This window comes from Salinisphaera aquimarina (assembly GCF_042643355.1).
Taxonomy (GTDB): Bacteria; Pseudomonadota; Gammaproteobacteria; order Nevskiales; family Salinisphaeraceae; genus Salinisphaera; species Salinisphaera aquimarina.
In genome coordinates this window covers 30,638-50,291 of sequence record NZ_JBHRSS010000001.1, presented here as the reverse complement: position 1 = coordinate 50,291, position 19,654 = coordinate 30,638, and the positions used below count along the sequence as shown (strand labels likewise).

Genomic DNA, 19,654 nt, shown 5'->3' with positions numbered 1-19,654 from the left:
TGGAGTCGGCATCCGTTGCGGTACGCGTTGAGAAAAATTCCATGAACCGGGAATCGGCATCGCCGTCGATTTCCAGTCACGCGTTCTGAACCGGAGCCGTGCAAGACACGGCCCCAATGCGCTTGTTCATACAGGGAGATCGACGTGAAAACGATAAAAACCGCAGTGCAATCGATGGCGGTCCTGGCCGCCATCCTCGTCCTTGGGGGCTGTAGCGACAGTGATCACCACGGCGGTGGAGACGATACCGCCACCGTCTCGCCACCGGCTGTCCGGGCTGTTTCATCAATGCCGGAATACGTGTCGGGCGGCAGCGCCCTCATCGATATCACGCCCAATTCGAGCGGCGCGGCGTTGAACGTCCAACTCAACGGCGTCGACGTCACCGATGTCTTCCAGGAAAGCCCGACCGAACCGGGGCACATGCTCGGACTGGTGACCGATCTCGACGACGGCAGCAACACCCTGACCGCGACTCAGGACGACCGCTCGACGAGCTACGAACTGACCTCCTATCCGATCACCGGCCCCATCATCTCCGGGCCGCACCAGGATCCCTTCATCTGTCAGACCGCCGAGTTCCTGCTGCCGGACGGTACCAGCCTTCAGGGTGCACTGGATGAGGACTGCACCGCCGCGCCCCAGGTCACCTATCTGTATCTGCCGGACGGGGGGACGGAACTGGTGCCCATGGACGATACCAGCGCGCTGCCGGACGACGTCGCCACGACGACCACGACCACCGGCGTCACGGTGCCGTTCGTGGTCCGCGTGCAGACCAGCACCGTCGATCGCGGTATTTACCAGAGCGTTGTCCTGCACGACCCCACAACAGAAGCGGAACCCACGCCCTTCAATCCGCCCAAGGGCTGGAACCGGCGCCTGATCGCCGTCGAGGGCTTCGGCTGTCCCGGCGGCTGGTATATCCAGGGCGCCAGTCAGGGCAACTTGTCGATTGCAGGTGCAGACTTCACCTTGCTGAACGTGAAACAGCTGGGCGAAGGCTACGCGACGTTCGCCAACACGCTGCAGCACGCCTCCAACAACTGCAACCACGTGCTCGCCAGCGAAGCTGCGATGATGTCCAAGGAGCAGTTCATCAAGAACCACGGCGTGCCGGAGTTCACCGTCAGTGCCGGCTGTTCCGGCGGCTCCTACGGCAGCGCCCTGCCCGCCGACCGTATTCCCGATCTGTTCGACGGCATTCTGATCACCTGCACATTCCCGGACCCGCTCTCGATCGCCCTGTCGTCATCCGACGGGCGGCTGTTACAGCACTACTGGGACCAGCATCCGGGCGAATTCTCCGACGATGAGATCGCCGCCGTCACCGGCAACAAGACGGCGCAGGCCCATCTCGACCTGGCCGATCAGGCGCGGCGCACCGACCCGGTGCCGACCCGGCCCGAGGGCAGCGATATTCCCGGCTATGCCGTGAATGCGGCCTGGAACGACGCCGTACCGGTGGATCTTCGCTACGACCCGGACAGCAACCCGACCGGGGCGCGTCCGACGGTGTATGACGCCTCCCGCAATATCTACGGCATCGATGCGGACGGCTACGCGCTGCGCCCCTTCGACAATATCGGCGTGCAGTACGGGCTGGAGGCCCTCAATGCCGGGGCGATCTCGGTCGCGCAATTCCTGGACCTCAACGCGGGTGCCGGCGGTTACGATCGCGACGCCAGCTTCGAGTCCGCCCGCAGTGAAGGGGACCCGGGCGCGATGCTGCGTGCCCAGCAGTCCGGGCTACAACTTGGCGGTAATGGCGGCCTGGCGTCGATCCCGGTGTTCGATATCACCGGTATCTACAACGACGACGGCGGCTACCACTATCAGTGGTTTCACTTCGCTCTGCGCGAGCGGCTGCTGAAGGCCAACGGCGATACCGAAAACCACGTCATGTGGCGCGGGAATCCGGTCCCCTACGACACCGTCTGGTCGACCTTCATCGCCTGGGTCGCCGCCGACAAGGCAGACCAGGCCGACGGAACCGAGCGCGAGAAAGTCATCCGCAACAAGCCGGCCGACGCGGTCGACGGGTGCTGGAGCGATGAGACGACTTTCATTGCCGAAGAGCAGACGCTGGGCACCGAAGGCTCGCAGTGCAACGACCTGTTCCCGTCCTGGAGCTTTCCGCGCTTTATCGCCGGCGGCCCGCTGGCGGCGAACATCATGAAATGCGATCTCAAGCCCGTATCCCGCGACGACTACAACATCACCTTCACCGATGCCGAATGGACACGTCTGCAGGACGTGTTTCCCGACGGGGTCTGCGACTGGACCCAGTCCGGCAACTACACCGGCGTGGTCGCGAACGGTTCGTTCGGGCCATCGCCGGTCAATCTCGTCTATGACATCACGGATACGGTCGAGGATTAGACCGCGCCGATAGACACAAGTCGACGCGGGCACCTGCACTGCGTTGATGCAACGGCCGGCGGCATAAAACGCCGCCGGCCCCGCCTGCCAGCGTCCTCGTATGACGACGAGCGCAACGTTTTGCACGCGTCACGAGCTATTCTCGCTGATTAACGATCCGCTCGAAGACATCGGACCCGCGTGCCGCATTCACCAGGAGCTGTCACATGCTCCGATGCACAACTGCGCCGATAATAAGTAGCGCCCTGCTCAGCCCGACACTCACCAATTCTTAATCGAGTACCAGAAGTTGGACGAAGAAAATCGGAGCGGCATTGAAGCCGGCAGATCTGCCGGCCAGCTCTTGCGGATCACTGCGTGCGGCCGCACACGATGTCAGCCGCACTGACCGGCCAAGCGCCTGGCCCCGACAGGCGTCCCGCATCCATGTTTCGAGGGCATGACCGTGGGCCATTGCCGAGTTCGGCGCACCCACGTAGCGGCGACTCCCCGATCGTCGCAGAGCCGCTGCGCCGTGCTCGGCTCGATGAGTTCGAGGGCGCAGCGCTGATCACGGGTCAGGCCACCTCACACCAGTAGTCTGCCGGTCTGTCAGTGGTGCCACCCATTATTCGGGAACGGTTATGGCTCGGGGAAATGACCCCCACCATGGCCACCTCTGCCTTTGCGCGATAATTCGTCGCGCGTCAGCGTGACGATCGCCCCGACGCGGCGGCGGTCGGCGGCGCCGTACTGCTGTCGGCCGGCGGGATCGATCACCACCGCCTGTACCGAGCCGATCTCACCGGGGAAGTTGACCTGGTGCCCGAGTGCGGTGAGCCCGTCGATCGCCTGCTCATCGAAACCGATCTCCCGCGACACGGAGCCGTTGGCACTGGTCTGGGAAATACGCGGCGCGTCCACGGCCTCCTGTACATCGAGTTCGTGATCGACGAGGTTCATCGTCATGTTCGCCACCGTGTTGATGATGGTGGAGCCGCCGGGCGAGCCGTAGGCGGCCACCGGACGCCGGCCGCGGAAGAGAATGACCGGCGACATGCTCGACCGCGGCCGCTTGCCCCCGGCGACGTCGTTGGCGCCGGGATTGAAATCGGCCGGGTCCGGGTTGGCGGTCGGCACGAAGTTGAAGTCCGTCAGTTCGTTATTCAGCACGAAACCGTAGCCCGGCACCATGAGCCCGGTACCCCAGGCCGACTCGACGGTGTTGGTATAGCTGACGATATTGCCCCAGCGATCCACGATCGAGAAGTGGGTGGTGTTGAGCCCCTTGCGGCCTTCCGGCACCAGACTGGCGAGTTTCACCGGCACGCCGTTGTAGGCGGTGTCGTAGGGCCGTGGATCATCCGCCTCCACGGTGGCCTGACGCCCGTCCGGGTCGATCATGGCGCCGCGCATCCGGGTATAGGCGTCGCTGATCAGGCCTTTCTCGGGCACGTCGATGAAGTCCGAGTCGCCCATCCAGACCGCGCGATCGGCGAAGGCCAGACGCATGGATTCGACCATCACATTGAGCGTGCGCGTGCTGCCGAACCCGAAGCCCTGTTCGTCATCACCCACGGGGAAGCGTTCCAGCTGCTTGAGGATCATCAGCACCGTCAGACCGCCCGAGGACGGCGGCCCCATGCCCTTGACCGTATAACCGCGATAATCGCCCTCGACCGGCCGGCGCAGCTTGGCCTCGTAGCCCGCCAGGTCATCCAGCGTCATGCGGCCCTCGCCCTCGGGCCGGCCGCCTCGGCTGGCGCGCTGGGTAGCCACGATCGCCTCGGCAAGCGGGCCATTGTAGAACGCATCCGGCCCCTGCTCGGCGAGCATCTTGAACGTGGACGCGAGGTCCGGCTGGACCAGCAACTCGCCGGTCTCGAGCGGCTCACCGCCCGGCCGGAATACCGCACGAGCCTCGTCGTAGGCCGGCACACCGGGTTCATTGCTCAGACGGCCGCTGAGTATGCTCTCGGCAAGCCGCGGCCCAACCCGAAACCCGTCTTCCGCGAGGTCGATCGCGGGCTGCAACACCTGCGCGAAGGATTTTGTGCCCCAGCGATCGAGCGCCAGTTCGACACTGCGAACAGTGCCCGGCACGCCGGCCGCAAGGCCGGTCGTGGACGCAACGCCAAAGCCGCCGCCGACGCTCCCGGCATCGGTAAACGGCACGAACATGTCCGGCGTGGCCGCAGCCGGCGCGGTTTCGCGCGAGTCCACGGTCCATGTCTGATGGTGCTTGGCGTCGTAGACCACCATGAACCCGCCGCCCCCGAGGCCGGAGGATTGTGGCTCGACCACGTTCAGCGCAAACGCGACGGCTGCTGCCGCATCGATCGCATTGCCGCCCTCGCGCAGTATCCGGGCACCGGCGCGGGCCGCATTGGGTTCGGTGGTGGTGACCACACCACCACGCACGCCAGGCACGCCCACGCCGGAACCGGCGAACGACACCGCCGGCGCGCCCAGTGCAATGCACAGCATCACCAGCCCGATCCATGCAGCGAATAAACGCCACCAAAGCACAGAATCCTCAACGCGGCAGGAACGAGTCATGGCTAGACCCTCCATTTCGTTGTTGTATAGGCGTAAGAGGCCGGCAAGTCAGTTATATGTCAGCAGCGTCTACCGCCGCAACCCGCGCGACACGGTTATTCGCTCGGCCCGGAGGGATTTGAGGATCGGCCTGGCGACAGTCAGGGCCGCTATATCCTTGAATTCGCTCAAGGCTGCTCGTGGCACGCATCGCACCTTGGCCGTCCAGGGCCTGATCAATTCTTCGATAAAAATTGACACTGCCACTCCATGCAAGTCCGCGGCACACCATCTCGCACGCATCACGGCCGATCTGGCATCCTCGGCTTATTCGCGTTACCACATCATCGCGTGCGAGGACTCATGTCATACCGGCTGCATATCGCCAACAAGAACTATTCGTCCTGGTCCATGCGCGCCTGGGTGCTGATGAAAGCGCTGGGCATCCCGTTCAAGGAAGTTCTCACGCCGTTCGACGGCGCCGGTCGACAGACCGCCTTCGACACCTTCTCGCCCACCGGGAAGGTGCCCTGCCTGGAACACGGTGAACTCACCATCTGGGATTCGCTGGCGATTGCCGAGTATCTGGCCGAAAGCTACTCGCACGCCTGGCCTGCAAACGGCCCGGCACGGGCCTGGGCCCGCTCAGCCACGGCCGAAATGCATTCCGGGTTTCCCGCTCTGCGCGACGAATGCTCGATGAACTGCAGCCTGACCATCGACCTCGGCACGCCGAGCGACGCCCTGCAAGCCGATCTCGACCGGCTCGACCAGCTATGGACCGACGGCCTCAGCCGTTTCCACGGTCCCTGGCTCGGCGGCTCCGACTTCACCACCGTGGATGCGTTTTACGCCCCGGTCGCGGTGCGTATTCGCGGCTATCAGCTCACGCTGGGCGAGCCGGCCATGGCATACCCCGAACGCCTGTGGCATCACCCGTCGATCTCTCAGTGGGTTCACGAAGGTATCGAGGAGACTTGGGTCGATAAACCGCACGAAGAGGATTGCGTTCGTGGGCGGAAAATCCTCACTAATCGACGGCAGAGTTGACGTCAAACCAGAGCACAGCACTCGTGACAAATTTACCCGCTCAGAAGGCCCTAACAACATCCGATAAATTGGGCAGCGCAAGGTCTGCCTCTAAACTATTCCACCACTCAGCATGATCACTTCAATCTCAGTACTTCTGGCACCAATAATCGCTGCTTACGTGGGCAACCGGCTATTGACTCGGTGGCAACTCCGCACTTGGCTCTATCGTCGCCAGGTCTTGCAAGCTGAACGTGAATACGAGTTGCTGCAAACCTTGACCGACAAGATATCCCAATCCATTGCCGCGAGAATATTTGCAATGCAGCGAGTTGCAAAAAACGCGGGAAACACAGACCAAGAACTTTTTGAAAAGCTTGTGAAAGACTATAATCAAGAGCTTTCGACTTGGAACCAAGCTCTTGTCGCTTACTGCGTGAGTTTGAACCATCTATCTGCCAAAACTCTAGCTCACAATCTAGAGCACGTCATACAGCCTTTGTTTGTACAAGCTAATTCATCAATAAATAAAATAATTAGCGCTCATCGAGGAGATGTGCGCAGTGCCGAGATAGCTGGCATAAAAGCGGACGGAGAGCTGAACAGCATTCAGGGTCACGCTGGGCAATTCGTCGACCACGTTCAAACCCTGTTGCAGGAAACGAGAACGAGGTTGTTTGGAGTCAATCGCGTAGTCCCCACGGCAACAAATCTTCAGCGTTTTACGACTTGGGAGTTATTTAAACTTCTCTGGATTCGCGATATAGACAGCTTTTCCGTAACTCGCTCGCCGGTCGATTTTTAATTGCCAAGCTTCAGAAGGTGTTCTCGGTCGAGGATAAACCAACATCGACGCTACGCAAGCGGCCTCATCGACAGACAGTTCTGAAGGTAATTTATTAAAGCATTTACATGAGGCGGCAGCGGCGCCGTCCAGTCCAGTACCAAAATAAGCAATTGATATGTAACTTCGAAGTATCGTTAGCTTCGAATACCGCAACTGTAATAAGACCGCAAGAAGCATTTCTCTAAGTTTCCGCCTAATTGTCTTCTCGCGGCGATTGGTAATCGTACGCACAAGCTGCATATCGATCGTACTGCCACCCCCATGGCGCCGTTTAATAAGCGCATAAAATATATTTCGCAGCACCGATTTAACGTCTATACCAATATGTCGTTTAAAGCGCCTGTCTTCTAGGACAAGCACTAATGATTCAAAAGTAGACAATTTGAATCGCGATTGATCGACGTGAAGCGAAAGCACATCGTGAATAGCGAACAAGTCAAAATTTACCGACAATAACAGATTTCTGAGAAATCTCGGGCGTAGCTTGGGTTTACTAGTCATGATTTTTTTGATTAGTCGGAATATGTAGTTACATATTGCATGGTCGCATCACGTTTGCGAGCTAATACGCTGACCCTACATCTTCTAAGTCCAAAAGCTTAGCCAGGGGCCTGCTGCTTATCCTCAGCCGGTAGTTCGAAATCACTCGTGCCATGCCGCCTGCGTAGCTGCTCTTCCGGTTCGCCGAAGTCTCCATGAACCATTCGACTGCGTTTTACGGCCGGCCAATTCTTGATCTCGCCGGGCGAGCGCAGGACGTTCTTGTGTTCTTACACCTGCATGCGGGAATTCGCCGGCATCGTAAAGCCGTCCGTTGATCCGTTGCCCGAGAAAAAGCGAGTCGTAGCCAATTGCGGCATGAGCAAACCCCACGGGTACTCTGTAAAACAGAAGCGATTCACAGCTTCGATGCGCCGGCGATTTTCTTTGTTGTCAGTACTATAGAACGCACGCCGGCACGCTTCGGTTCGACAGCATTCACCATGATGGTGGTGCTCAAAGACGCGCTTCAGCATCCGGCGGTGCACTGCCCATCTGAATCGAACGACATCGTCTTCCCGCTCAGCGGCACATGCACGGGGACGTCCGTTGCGTCGATGAACGCCTGCGTGCGGGTGCCCGGTTGTACCTTGCCGTCCTGCGTGGCCGCTTCATTGGCGTGCGACGGGATGACCGAGTCGGGTTTGACGAGATCGTTGATGACATAGGCGGCCTCGGTCGGCCCGGTGGTGTAGGTATCACCGATATTCATGACCGCGAGCTTCGGCTTGTAGTAGTCCCCGACCACGGTTTTCTGATCGGCGATGATGCCTGTGTCGCCGGACAGATAGACGACAAGCCCGTTGCTGAACGTCAACACATAGCCCGTGGGTGGCCCCACCGATGCCTTGACGCCGTCGGCCGCCATCGACTTGCCCAGCGACCCGTCGAGGAACGCCGGATCCAGACCGTTGCTGTGCGCCGCGGTGACGGTGGTGATGCCGACACCGCCAATATGGGTCATGGCACCGAACCGCACCAGCACCGAATCGTCGGCGTTGCCGCCTGCCGCTTCGAGCTTCTGGCCGAAGAAGCTCGCCATTTCGCTGCCGGTCACGATTTTGGCCTGCTTGGCGACGGCGATCTGCACGCTGCTGGATTCCGGCGTGGCGTCCACGGAGGTATCCGGTTTGGCACAACTGCCGGCATTGACGGCCTTGGTGTGCCGGTCACCGATATGATCGCCATGCACATGGCTGACGAGCACGGCGTCGATCTCGCCCAGACGCGGGTCGTCGGCTCCGGCCACGGTGCGGCCGGCGTCGTAGAGCAGCCGTGTACCGTTCGGGTCCTCGAACACCAGCGCCCGGTCCAGGGTGCAGAACTCCCCGCTCTGGCCACCGAGCGGCGTGACCTTGACGACGTCGGCGGCGCTGGCCGAGCCGCTGATCGCAAGGGCCAGAACAACCGCAGTCGTGTGCAGGGCTTTGGTGGACATGCTTGATCTCCCGGTCGTGCTCATGAAGCAGGCGGCTGGTGGCCGCCCCTATTGGCAATTACCCATCGCGTGATGGTCGTCAAACTATGCTTGGCACCCGCATGAAACGCCAGCGCGAGTCCTGTAGCCCCGCAGCCCTCTATCCCGAAGCCTGCAGCTTATCCTCGGTCCGTAGCTCGAAATCGCTCGCATCATGCCGCTCGCGTAGCTGCTCTTCCGGCTCGCCGAAGGGGCGGTTGACCATGCGTCCGCGTTTTACGGCCGGACGGTTCTCGATCTCGTTGGCCCAGCGCTGGACGTTCTTGTATTCCTGCACCTGCAGGAATTCGCCGGCGTCGTAGAGACGGCCCTTGGCGAGTTGGCCGTACCACGGCCAGGTGGCGATATCGGCGATGGTGTATTCGCTGCCGGCGAGGAATTGCGTCTCGGCCAGGCGACGGTCCAGTACGTCGAGCTGGCGCTTGACTTCCATGGCGAAGCGGTCGATCGGGTATTCGAGTTTTTCCGGCGCGTAGGCATAGAAGTGGCCGAAGCCACCGCCCAGATACGGCGCGCTGCCCATCTGCCAGAACAGCCAGTTCATGGTTTCGGTGCGGGTCGGCAAGTCGCTCGGCAGGAAGGCGCCGAACTTCTCGGCCAGATAGACGAGGATGGAGCCGGACTCGAACACGCGGATCGGCTCGGGCGCGCTGTGATCAACCATGACCGGAATCTTGGAGTTGGGGTTGATCTCGACATAGCCGCTGGAAAACTGGTCGCCCTCGCCGATGTTGATCAGCCAGGCGTCGTACTCGGCGCCGGTATGGCCCGCCGCGAGCAGTTCCTCGAACATCACCGTGGCCTTGACGCCGTTCGGCGTGCCCAGCGAGTAGAGCTGGAACGGGTGCTTGCCGATCGGCAATTCCTTGTCGTGGGTCGGCCCGGCGATGGGCCGGTTAATACTGGCGAACTTGCCACCGCTTTCTTTCTGCCAGGTCCACACGGCGGGCGGGGTATAGGAGGTTTCGTCGTTCATGAATCGTGTTCCCGATTGAGGGCGCGAAGTGATGCGCCGGGGTGAGTCAGAGTCTACAGATAATGGAGAACATTGCTGTATGACGCATGGCATGGCCTGCGTAGATTATGACGGCGGGCTGAGCCGGCCGATCACCTTGCCCACGGTCAGCCCCTGCACGACGATGGAGAACAGCACCACGCAGTAGGTGATGGTAAGGATGGCGTTGCGGGCCTCGCCTTGCGGCAGCGCGAGGGCCAGGGCGACCGAGATGCCACCGCGCAGACCGGCCCAGGTGAGCAGCAGGCTGGCATGCTCGCCCAGACGATGCCACGGGCGTACCAGTTGCAGCGCCGTGCTCACACAGCCGAAACGGGTGACCAGCACCAGCGGAATCGCCAGCAGGCCGGCGGTGAGATAGCGACCATCGACGGTGATGTGGATCATTTCCAGGCCGATCATCACGAACAGCACGGTGTTGAGGATTTCGTCCACGATCTCCCAGAAGATATCCAGATGTTCGCGGGTGGTCTTGCTCATCGCGAACATGCGGCCGTGGTTGCCGATGAGCAGACCGGCCACGACCATGGCGATCGGCCCGGAGGCGTGCAGCGCCAGCGCGAGTTGATAGCCACCGAGAACGAGTGCCAGCGTGAGCAGGATCTCGACCTGATGATCGTCGATCTCCTTGAGCATCCAGAAAGTGGCGCCGCCGAGAACCAGGCCCAGTACCGCGCCGCCAACCACTTCCTGCAGAAACAACAAGGCGATGCCGCCCGGCCCGCTGGCATATTCGGCCCCGAGCAGACCCAGCAGGGCGAGAAAGACCACCACCGCGACGCCGTCGTTGAACAGCGATTCGCCGGTGATATTGGTTTCCAGTTCGGGCGTAACGCCAGCCTGCTTGAGAATGGCCAGCACCGCGATCGGGTCGGTCGGCGAGATCAGTGCGCCGAACAACAGGCAATACAGAAGCGGCAGTTCGAAGCCGAGCAGTGGAAACAGCAGGTAGGTGACCACGCCGATGATGGCGGTGGAGAGCACCACGCCCACCGATGCCAGCACGCCGATGGAAAACCGGTGCTTCCACAGGTCGCCGAGATTGACCTGCAACGCGCCGGCGAACAGCAGGAAGCTGAGCATGCCGTCCATGAGCGCCTTGTTGAAATCCACGCCGAGCAGCCAACCCTCGGTGTGGTCACGAATACCCATGCCCAGGCCAAAAAAATCGGCCGCGACCAGCAGGGCGGAAAACACCAGGCTCAGCAGCATCACCCCGATGCTGGTCGGCAGCCCCACAAAGCGATAATTGATGAACGCCAGCAGCGCGGCGAGCGATACCAGAACGGCGGTAATGGGAAGTAGAGTCAAGTGAGCAGTCGCGTGGATGGCAGGCAGCGCTCAGGATAACCCCTGCGTACAGCCCTCCCCGCGCCACGCGCCCGATCACACGGCCAGCCAGACGACCGCCCCGCCTGACTTCGCGGCGACGGGCTCGGATGCGTACCGCTACGTGTCAGACCACGTTGTCCAGTGCATAGATACGCGCCGCCGTGCCAGAGAACAACGCGTTTTTCTCGTGCTCGGAATAGTCGGCCACCAGATGCTTGAACGCATTCCAGAGCGTGTCGTAATCGCAGGTGAAGTGATCGACCGGGAAATTGCTCTCGAACATGCAGCGCTCGACGCCAAAAGCCTCGATACAGGTTTCGATATAGGGCGCCCAGGCCTTGGCGAGGTCTTGCGACGACGCCGGGCGATTGCCGTAGGACCATTGGAAACCGGGAAACGGCATGGCCAGACCACCAAGCTTGACGACCACATTCTCGCAGGCGGCGAGTGCCCGGACCTGATCGCGCCAGCCCGCGAAGCGGGTTTCGCGCTGGCCGGCATAGGCGCCGATACCGACCGGCCCACCGACATGATCCAGCACGATGGCGGTATCCGGAAAGGCCTGGGCAAGATCGATCACGTCCGGCAGCTGCGGTTCGAGCAGCCAGGCGTCGAAGGTCAGGCCCAGCGGCTGCAAGGCGGCAAAGCCCTCGCGGAAATCGGCATCGCGAAACAGCCCTTCGGGCACGCCTCGAGCCGACAGCGGTCCGAGCACATTGGCATCGGCGTCATACGCCGCGCTATGACGGATACCCCGAAAACGCCCGCCGCCGGCTTCGATATGGGCCTGAAGCACGTCCTTCGCCTGCGCGCCGATACGCAGATCGACGTGCGACACAATACCGGCACAGGCCCTGGCGTCGCCGTAGGTGCCGCTGGCGGCCATGGCCGCGACGCCGTTGACGAACTCTGTTTCACCCACACAGCGGAAATCCTTCGGCCCATCGGCGCGGTACATGGACCGGCATTCGATGAACACGGAAGCGCGGATATTGTGGCCGCTGTCGAGATCGGCCTGGAACTCCTCCAGCAGATAACGGGCGCGCTCGCGCAGCATTTGCGTGAAGCCGTGGTCGGCGAACGGGCCCTCCTTCAGGTCCAGCCGCGATCGATCCCACAGGTGATGATGTGGGTCGATGATCGGCCGTTCCGGCTCGAGAATCTGTTCGGCGGGCGTGGTCATCGTCTGGTGTCCTCTCGCAGAGCCCGCTGCGGCATGGTTGCGGGCCAATTCGACTCATACCACAACCTATCAGTTCGGCGACAAAATACGCGAAATTACTTCTTCAGCATTTGCCTACTTCGTCACCAGAATAATAGCCCTGAATTTGGCGATAGATGGACCATCCGGCGGGGCCGAGCCCAGCCCTGCCTCGCCTGCGCCGCGAGCGCAGACAGGCGTTGGCTAATACGAACGCGGCAGACCGAGCACCTTCTCGGCGATATACGACAGAATGAAGTTCTGCGAAATGGGGGCGATACGCCAGACGCGCGACTCCCGAAAATAGCGCTCGACGTGATACTCCTTGGCGTAGCCGAATCCGCCATGCGTCTGGACGGCGCGATCGGCCGCCTCAAAGCCTGCTTCGGAAGCCAGCAGTTTCGCGATATTGCTCAACTCGCCACAGGGCATATCGTTGTCGTACAACCACGCCGCTTTTTCGCACACCAGCTGCGCGGCTTCGAGTTTGGCGTACGACTCGGCGAGCGGAAACTGCACCCCTTGATTCTGGCCGATGGAACGTCCGAATACTCGGCGCTCTTGCGCGTAGCGCGTCGCCCGCCGGAGCGCGGCGCGGCCAAGCGCCACGGCCTCCCAGCCGACGAGAATGCGTTCGGCGTTCAGGCCATCGAGCAGATAACGAAAGCCTTGGCCTTCCTCGCCCACCCGATCACTGACATCGACCGGCAACTCATCGTAGAACGCTTCGCAGGAAGAGACGGCCGCGCGCCCCATCTTGGGTATTGGCCGCAGCGTCACTTCGGGGCGCTGAATATCAGCCAGCAAAAGGGTCATACCGTCCGTGCGTTTGGCGCACTCGGCAATCGGCGTGGTCCGCGTCAGCAATAGGCATTTTTCCGACTCAAGCGCTTTAGAAGTCCAGACCTTGCTACCGCTGACAAGATACTTATCGCCTGATCTGCGCGCCCGGGTTTGAATCTGCGTGGTATCCGTGCCGGCGTTTGGCTCCGTCACCCCGAAACACACATGAAGATCGCCGGAGATGACACGCGGCAGATACTTTCGCCGCATTTCGGCACTTGCGAACTTAACGACCGGCGTCATTCCGAAGATGCTCAAATGAACCGCCGTCGCGGCAGCCAGCCCGCCACCGCTCGCACCGACGACTTTCGACAACACGATGGATGCTTCCGTGATGCCGAGTCCAGCCCCGCCATATTCTTCCGGCATGACGACGCCGAGATATCCCGCATTGGCGAAATCGTTGTAGAACTCCCAGGGAAACTCGCCTTTCTGATCCTTTTCAGCCCAGTACGCGTCAGGATAAGTCATCATCATGGCTTCGACGGCATCGCCGATCGCGCGCTGCTCATCGGTCAGATTAAAATCCATGCGGATATTCTCCAATCCAAGGTCGTCCGACCCGTGATTATTGCGGCCCGGCCGACGCCAGGCAAACCGCGGCGCGCCTCATTCGGCGAGGCGACATCCATACCATATAGCGCAGCAATTCAGACAAGCGCGGTATCGAAACCGGCGACCACGCCACGGTACGACCATCGCTTCACTTACCCTGATTTGTTGACGTTGTCCGCAGGACACTCAAGACTCGAAATGTCTGGGCATATTGCGGTGCTGCGGCCGACCTGAGACACCGGGCCCGACGAGAAACATAAAAACAAGAGCGCTACGCTCGAGGAGACGTCATGGCCACCCATCAGAACGAAGTTGCAGCAACGCCGGATCTCGCGCCGGCACCGCCGCCGATGCCGGCAAGCGATGAACACACCCTGGCACAGGTCATCGAGGCACATGCCCAGGCCGCGCCGGATGCGCCAGGCCTGACGTATCTGGGGGTCTCGATCAGTTACGGCGATCTGGATCGCTGGGCCAACCGCTTTGCCAATCTGTTGCAGGAACGCGGCATCGCGCGCGGCGACGTGATTGGCTGCCATCTGCCGAACACGCCGCAGTACGTCATCGCCCTGGTGGCGGCGTCCAAGCTGGGCTGCCCCGCATCCGGCGTATCGCCGCTACTGAGCGCGCCCGAACTCAAGTATCAGGTCGAGGATGCCGGCATCCGCTATCTGGTCACGCTCGACAGCCTGTATGCCTCGGCCTTGGCCCCCAACGACGGCCAGTTGCCCGGCTTGAAGACCGTGATCGTCTGTTCGCCGATCGATTTTCTGCCGGGCTGGAAAAAGATGCTCGCGCATTTGCTGCGCAAGGTGCCGAAATTCAGCCTGCCGCAGACCCGCCAACTCAAGTTGATCGAATTCTGGCCGGCGATCAATGCCGCCGGCGACGCCCCTGTGCACAGCGATGTAGGCATGGACGACGTGGTGCTCATCCAGTACACCGGCGGTACCACCGGCCGGCCCAAGGGCGCAGAGTTGACGCTGCGCAACGTCCAGGCGAACGCGGTGCAGAGCGAGTCGATGGTCGGCTACGACATCGGCCGGGAGACCTTCGCCTCGGTGTTTCCGTATTTCCATATCGCCGGCCTGGGCGCCTGCCTGATGGGCCTGCGCCAACGCGCTCGCGTTATCGTGGTGCCCGATCCACGCGATCTGAAGTCGTTCTGCAAGGCCATGCAGAGCCATCCGCCGACCTTTTTCGGCAACGTACCGACGCTCTACCAGATGCTGCTGGGCGAGCCCGAGTTCCGCAAGGTCGATTTCTCGCATCTGAAGATCGCGATATCCGGCGCCGGGCCGATGCCGGCCGAGCTGATTCCGAAAATCGAAGCCATCGTCGGACAAGGCAAGTTCTGTGAAGTCTATGGCCTGACCGAAACCAGTCCAGTGCTGACCATGAACCCGGTCGGCAAGGCCAGACCGGGCACCATTGGTGTTGCCCTGCCCGGCACGGATATCCGTATCGTCGATGCCGAGAACGGTACCGAGCCCATGCCCTTCAATGAACCCGGCGAACTGATCGCCCACGGACCGCAGGTGTTCGGCGGCTATCTCGGGCTGCCCGACGAAACCGCCAAGGCGCTGCGACAACACGACGGCAAGACCTTCTTTTATACCGGCGATATCGCGCGCATGGACGCCGACGGCTATATCACCATCTGCGACCGCAGCAAGGACATGCTGATCGTGGGCGGCTACAAGGTATTTTCCGTCGAGGTCGAGAACGCACTCAAGGCAGTCGAGGAAATCGAGATCGCCGCGGTCATCGGTACGCCGGACGAACAGCGCGCCGGCAACGACAAGGTCAACCTCTATGTGCAGCTCTCGGCCGCCGGCCGGGCGCAGCCAGAGGACCAGGCGAAAGACAAAATCATGACCTTCTGCCGCGAGCATCTGGCCCCCTACAAGGTGCCCAAGCTGATCCATTTCATCGACGAGATGCCGCTGACGCCGGTCGGCAAGCTCGACAAGAAGGCGCTGCGTCACTGAGCGGCGGCAGGCTCCGCACAGGCCCGACACCTGTTCGCCGCCGCGCGCTCGGACCCTGCGAGCGCTTGGCGGCGCCACCTCGGTTTGCGCGGGCAGCCGCCGACAGGTCGAGAACGATCCCGCTAGGGCGGTGCCGGCCGCGTTTGCGGGACGATTTGGCAGCGTGCTAGCTTGGAGTCCGATTACACCTAGGGTTCCGCGCTCTCGTACCGACGGCGGACTGGACCGAGCGGTGTCACGGTGTATATGCACTGACGTTGGTCGTGCACCGACAACTGACGGGATAAAAGCCTGGAGGTCTCATTTTCTGTTGACGCCATTGGCGTTGGCAAAGGAGACCTTGCATGACGCTTTTGGCCCTGTCGCTGATTCTCACCGCCGCTTTTCTGCACGCCTCATGGAATCTGCTCGCCAAGCGCAGCGGCGGCGGTGCGATATTCGTCTGGCTGTTCGCCGGACTGTCCTCCCTGATCTATGCCCCGTTCGTTGCGAGTCTGGTTATTCTCCAGCCGCCGCACATGGGGCTCGGCGCCTGGCTGTGCGTCGCCGGAACCGCTCTTCTGCATCTGGGCTATTTTCTGTCTCTGCAGCGTGGCTATCGCAGCGGCGATCTGTCGCTGGTCTATCCACTGGCGCGCGGCACCGGGCCCTTGCTGGCGACCGTTCTGGCCATTGCCCTGCTCGGCGAGCAGCCCAGCGGGCTGGCGCTCGTCGGTGCCGCGTTGATCATTGTCAGCGTCTTCATCCTTTCCGGTGGATTGCAGGGCCTGACCGGGACACGGCCACCGGCCGCAGCCATCGGGTACGGGCTGCTGACCGGCGTGCTCATCGCAAGCTATACGCTGCTCGACAAATACGCGGTCAGCGCATTGCTGATACCGCCGCTGCTCTACGACTGGCTGGGAAACCTCGGCCGCATGCTGCTGATCACGCCCTATGCCTTGCGTCGGCGCGGGCAGATCGCGAGCGAGTGGCGCGCCAACCGCGGCGCGATCATCGGCGTGGCGGTACTCAGCCCGCTGGCCTATATCCTCGTACTCACCGCGATGACGTTCACGCCGGTGAGCTATGTCGCGCCGGCGCGGGAAGTCAGTATTCTGATCGCTGTGGTGCTCGGTGCGCGGCTGCTCGACGAAGGGCAGATACGCACGCGTCTGCTCGGCGCGGCCGGCATGATCTGCGGCATCGCGGCGCTCGTTCTGGGCTGACAGGAACCTGAATCTGGCGCCGCCGGGTTGGGCCATTCTGTCGTAGCGTGTGGATCGGCTCGAACGTGCCAGGCAACGAGGTTCGGATGCGCGGATTCCCACAACTCATCGGCCTTGTCATGACGCTCGGCGCCGTCGTATTGCTCGGCGGCTGTGCCTTTCTGCGTGGCTCGGCCGCGGGCAGCGCCTATGTGCAGGACGACATGCGACACCTGCGGTTGCCCGGCGCCGCCGCTTCCGGCCATCAGGCCGTAGCCTATCGCAGCCCGTTCGAGTACCAGGAATACGATCGCTCTCACGTCGACGGCCGCGCCGAGGCCTTGTTCATCCGCGCCACCGCTTCGGGCACGGCGGTGGATCTGTCGTCCCGACAGCTCGAATCGCTGACCCGGCTCTGGGCTTTTAACCGGCAGGCCGGGCCGCTTGAATGGGAGCCGGCCCGGGCGCATGAACTACCGGGCGCCGGCATCGACTATCGCCTCTATCGACATCGCGGCGGCGCAGGCTCACGTTCGTGCATGGCCTTCATCCGCACCTGGGCGCTGCAGTCGCTGGACCCGCTGAACCGCCCCCGCCGCGCTTATTTCGGCTATTTCTGCCGGCCGCCGGGACAGACGTTATCCACTGCCGCCGCCGAGCACTATCTGCGCCGACTCACCGTCGCGTCACCGCCATTGCTCGGTTTCCATCTCGGCCAGGCCGTGCCGCGAGACCCGACGGCACGGGCTCATGCCCGTGGCAGCACCAGTCCGGACTGGGGGATCGCGACCTTCCCGCTCAACCGGCTCGGCCGGTATCCGATCGGTGGCGCGTCCAGCCCCGGCCACTGAGCCGACCCGCCCGGCGCCACGCGATGCGACGCGAATACAGTCGAGCGCCGATTATCCAGCGCGATCGCGTGGCAGTGCCGCTATCGGCCAGCGGTACGGCCGGGTTATTCAACCGGTCCGCCGTGACGACTTTTGACGATGCCCGGCAATCCACCACACGGGCTGCGAGGGATCGGCACACACCGTGGCGTGATAACGCTGGAGGAATCCAGAACCGACGATCGACTGCGGCGACAGATTAGATACCCGCCCGCCGTCAGCTCGTGTAGCGAACCACAGCGCCATTTTATCCGGCTTGCCGGCATCCAGATAACGGTATTCGAAGCGTAGTTTCATCCGGTGCTGCTCTTGGTCATCGACCTCGGCCGCATCCAGAGGCATGTAATACCATCGCTGCTCGGCTAGCGAGCGTAACTCGGCTTTGGGTCGCATGGTTCGCACCTCGCGGCTTGCGGTCGAGTGTCAGCGTGGGGGTCGGGCGCGATCCGTCATAGACGGTCTTCTGACGAATGACCGGGGCGAACAGCGCCTGCCTTGGCCATATCGTTGATTCAACCGAGGATATCGCCTCCGGGTTGCTACCGGTACGACCCCACCAGAGACGCGATCTACGCCCAACCCGGTCAGGATGCCGCGAGCAGCGGCCTGTTCGCGTGCATTCGCTGTATGAGCCACACTCTGGGCATATCAGCTGACATCGACCCAGACGCATACATGACTCCTTACCGAGACGGACTCAAGCTCGCCGTTGCGGGCGCTGCGGCCGCCGCCTGTATCTATTTTCCGCAGCCGCTGGCCGCGCGTATTCAGACGTCGTTCGATATGACCGCCCTCTGGGGCGCGATGCCCATGACCGCGGCATTCATCGTGCTCACCTCGGGCCCGGTGCTGTTCGGCCGGCTGATCACCGTGCAGCGGGCGATGCGTATCGTGGTCGTCAGCGAGCTGATCCTCGCCGCGCTGTTCGCGGTGCAGGCGCTGGCGACGTCGCCGACCGCCTACTTCGTGATTCGCGGGCTGCAGGTGCTGTTGTTGCCGCTGCTGATTCCCGCGGTGATCACCGGCTCGTCGAATATTCGCGGCTCGGACAACCGGGCCCGCGATCTGGCGTTCTACACCGCCGGCACCATCGTCGGTGGCGTGGGCGGGCGCCTGGTGGCCGTGGGTTCGGTGGCACTGGACCACTGGCAGCTGGGCAGTCTGGCGATCACCGCGATGTTGCTGTGTTCGGCGGCGCTGTTGCGGCGGCCACCCGTTCTGGCAAGCGAGCTCCCGGTCACCGGCATGCATAGCGGCGTGGTCGCCCCGATCGAGAAGAAAAGCTGGTTCAGCGCGGTCACGCTGTCGTATCCGGGGCTGGCGCTATCGTTCGGTACCCTGACCACGGTACTGACCTGCCTGCCGTTCGAAATCGGCTACGACCGCGGCGGCACGCTGATGCTGGCGATCGTCTATGGCGGCTATGCCATCGGCATCGCGACCTCGCTGGGCGCGCCGCGGATCACGCGGATCAGCCGCGGGCTGCCGAATGCCACGCTGGCGGCCGCCATACTGTTCACGATCGGTCTGTGCGGCGTCATCCAGGGCTCGTTCATCGCGCTGGTCGGCGGCGTCGTGTTGCTGTGCGGCAGCATGGTCTTCATGCAGGCCACCCAGATCGTGCTGCTCAACGATTATTTCGCCCGCTCTCAGTCGGGCACCGTGAGCGCGCTGTTCGTGGCCGCGGTCTTTGCCGGCGGCACCATCGGCTCGAGCGTGATGGTGTCGCTCTACGAACTGATGGGCTGGGGCGGGATCATGGCGATTTGTCTTGTATTCGCGGTGGCGGCCGGCGCCTGTGTCTATCTCGCGGCGCATAGACAAGCGCAGGCAGCAGCCGCCTGACGC

Annotated in this window: 15 protein-coding genes; 7 read left to right on the top strand and 8 right to left on the bottom strand. The window is 62.2% G+C overall.

Features of this window, described 5'->3' with window-relative positions:
- The first annotated feature begins 144 nt into the window (after window positions 1-144).
- A complete protein-coding gene (locus tag ACFOSU_RS00240; protein ID WP_380685242.1) occupies window positions 145-2,382 on the top strand; it encodes a DUF6351 family protein in 2,238 nt (745 codons plus the stop codon).
- 621 nt (window positions 2,383-3,003) lie between these two features.
- On the opposite strand, the gene ggt is transcribed toward ACFOSU_RS00240, so the two are convergent.
- Window positions 3,004-4,920 (bottom strand): gamma-glutamyltransferase, encoded by a 1,917-nt coding sequence (gene ggt, locus ACFOSU_RS00235; RefSeq protein WP_380685240.1) that lies wholly within the window; start codon window positions 4,918-4,920, stop codon window positions 3,004-3,006.
- A gap of 342 nt (window positions 4,921-5,262) precedes the next feature.
- On the opposite strand from ggt, the gene ACFOSU_RS00230 reads away from it, so the two are divergent.
- Window positions 5,263-5,949 (top strand): glutathione S-transferase family protein, encoded by a 687-nt coding sequence (locus tag ACFOSU_RS00230; protein WP_380685238.1) that lies wholly within the window; start codon window positions 5,263-5,265, stop codon window positions 5,947-5,949.
- Between the two features lie 112 nt (window positions 5,950-6,061).
- A complete protein-coding gene (locus tag ACFOSU_RS00225; protein ID WP_380685236.1) occupies window positions 6,062-6,733 on the top strand; it encodes a hypothetical protein in 672 nt (223 codons plus the stop codon).
- Here ACFOSU_RS00225 and ACFOSU_RS00220 read toward each other — a convergent pair.
- The 6 genes from ACFOSU_RS00220 to ACFOSU_RS00195 form a co-directional block, all read right to left on the bottom strand.
- The gene (locus ACFOSU_RS00220) at window positions 6,665-7,276 is read right to left on the bottom strand and encodes a biosynthetic peptidoglycan transglycosylase (protein WP_380685234.1); all 612 of its coding nucleotides are present in this window, start codon (window positions 7,274-7,276) and stop codon (window positions 6,665-6,667) included. The genes ACFOSU_RS00225 and ACFOSU_RS00220 overlap by 69 nt on opposite strands.
- Before the next feature lie 508 nt (window positions 7,277-7,784).
- Window positions 7,785-8,753 (bottom strand): MBL fold metallo-hydrolase, encoded by a 969-nt coding sequence (locus ACFOSU_RS00215; RefSeq protein ID WP_380685232.1) that lies wholly within the window; start codon window positions 8,751-8,753, stop codon window positions 7,785-7,787.
- A gap of 139 nt (window positions 8,754-8,892) precedes the next feature.
- Window positions 8,893-9,768 (bottom strand): glutathione-dependent disulfide-bond oxidoreductase, encoded by an 876-nt coding sequence (gene yghU, locus ACFOSU_RS00210; RefSeq protein WP_380685230.1) that lies wholly within the window; start codon window positions 9,766-9,768, stop codon window positions 8,893-8,895.
- 105 nt (window positions 9,769-9,873) lie between these two features.
- A complete protein-coding gene (locus tag ACFOSU_RS00205; RefSeq protein WP_380685228.1) occupies window positions 9,874-11,118 on the bottom strand; it encodes a cation:proton antiporter in 1,245 nt (414 codons plus the stop codon).
- A 145-nt stretch (window positions 11,119-11,263) separates the two neighbouring features.
- Window positions 11,264-12,322, bottom strand: a complete 1,059-nt coding sequence (locus ACFOSU_RS00200; protein WP_380685226.1) for an amidohydrolase family protein — start codon at window positions 12,320-12,322, stop codon at window positions 11,264-11,266.
- 222 nt (window positions 12,323-12,544) lie between these two features.
- Window positions 12,545-13,714, bottom strand: a complete 1,170-nt coding sequence (locus ACFOSU_RS00195) for an acyl-CoA dehydrogenase family protein (RefSeq protein WP_380685224.1) — start codon at window positions 13,712-13,714, stop codon at window positions 12,545-12,547.
- A 314-nt stretch (window positions 13,715-14,028) separates the two neighbouring features.
- On the opposite strand from ACFOSU_RS00195, the gene ACFOSU_RS00190 reads away from it, so the two are divergent.
- The 3 genes from ACFOSU_RS00190 (at window position 14,029) to ACFOSU_RS00180 (ending at window position 17,767) form a co-directional block, all read left to right on the top strand.
- Window positions 14,029-15,729, top strand: coding sequence for a class I adenylate-forming enzyme family protein (locus ACFOSU_RS00190; RefSeq protein WP_380685222.1), 1,701 nt, complete (start codon window positions 14,029-14,031; stop codon window positions 15,727-15,729).
- 344 nt (window positions 15,730-16,073) lie between these two features.
- On the top strand, window positions 16,074-16,937 hold the full coding sequence (locus tag ACFOSU_RS00185; protein WP_380685220.1) for an EamA family transporter: 864 nt from the start codon (window positions 16,074-16,076) through the stop codon (window positions 16,935-16,937).
- Window positions 16,938-17,023: 86 nt separating this feature from the next.
- On the top strand, window positions 17,024-17,767 hold the full coding sequence (locus ACFOSU_RS00180) for a hypothetical protein (protein WP_380685218.1): 744 nt from the start codon (window positions 17,024-17,026) through the stop codon (window positions 17,765-17,767).
- A 108-nt stretch (window positions 17,768-17,875) separates the two neighbouring features.
- Here ACFOSU_RS00180 and ACFOSU_RS00175 read toward each other — a convergent pair whose 3' ends face one another.
- Window positions 17,876-18,199 (bottom strand): hypothetical protein, encoded by a 324-nt coding sequence (locus ACFOSU_RS00175; RefSeq protein ID WP_380685216.1) that lies wholly within the window; start codon window positions 18,197-18,199, stop codon window positions 17,876-17,878.
- Window positions 18,200-18,481: 282 nt separating this feature from the next.
- Between ACFOSU_RS00175 and ACFOSU_RS00170 the strand changes: the two genes are divergently transcribed.
- Entirely contained in the window at window positions 18,482-19,651 is a 1,170-nt protein-coding gene (locus ACFOSU_RS00170; protein ID WP_380685214.1) for a hypothetical protein, read from the top strand.
- Window positions 19,652-19,654: the final 3 nt, after the last annotated feature.

Coding starts and splice junctions, on each gene's coding strand:
- ggt (WP_380685240.1), bottom strand. CDS start 4,920: ATGACTCGTTCCTGCCGCGTTGAGGATTCTGTGCTTTGGTGGCGTTTA.
- ACFOSU_RS00230 (WP_380685238.1), top strand. CDS start 5,263: ATGTCATACCGGCTGCATATCGCCAACAAGAACTATTCGTCCTGGTCC.
- ACFOSU_RS00225 (WP_380685236.1), top strand. CDS start 6,062: ATGATCACTTCAATCTCAGTACTTCTGGCACCAATAATCGCTGCTTAC.
- ACFOSU_RS00220 (WP_380685234.1), bottom strand. CDS start 7,276: ATGACTAGTAAACCCAAGCTACGCCCGAGATTTCTCAGAAATCTGTTA.
- ACFOSU_RS00215 (WP_380685232.1), bottom strand. CDS start 8,753: ATGTCCACCAAAGCCCTGCACACGACTGCGGTTGTTCTGGCCCTTGCG.
- yghU (WP_380685230.1), bottom strand. CDS start 9,768: ATGAACGACGAAACCTCCTATACCCCGCCCGCCGTGTGGACCTGGCAG.
- ACFOSU_RS00200 (WP_380685226.1), bottom strand. CDS start 12,322: ATGACCACGCCCGCCGAACAGATTCTCGAGCCGGAACGGCCGATCATC.
- ACFOSU_RS00195 (WP_380685224.1), bottom strand. CDS start 13,714: ATGGATTTTAATCTGACCGATGAGCAGCGCGCGATCGGCGATGCCGTC.
- ACFOSU_RS00190 (WP_380685222.1), top strand. CDS start 14,029: ATGGCCACCCATCAGAACGAAGTTGCAGCAACGCCGGATCTCGCGCCG.
- ACFOSU_RS00185 (WP_380685220.1), top strand. CDS start 16,074: ATGACGCTTTTGGCCCTGTCGCTGATTCTCACCGCCGCTTTTCTGCAC.
- ACFOSU_RS00180 (WP_380685218.1), top strand. CDS start 17,024: ATGCGCGGATTCCCACAACTCATCGGCCTTGTCATGACGCTCGGCGCC.
- ACFOSU_RS00175 (WP_380685216.1), bottom strand. CDS start 18,199: ATGCGACCCAAAGCCGAGTTACGCTCGCTAGCCGAGCAGCGATGGTAT.
- ACFOSU_RS00170 (WP_380685214.1), top strand. CDS start 18,482: ATGACTCCTTACCGAGACGGACTCAAGCTCGCCGTTGCGGGCGCTGCG.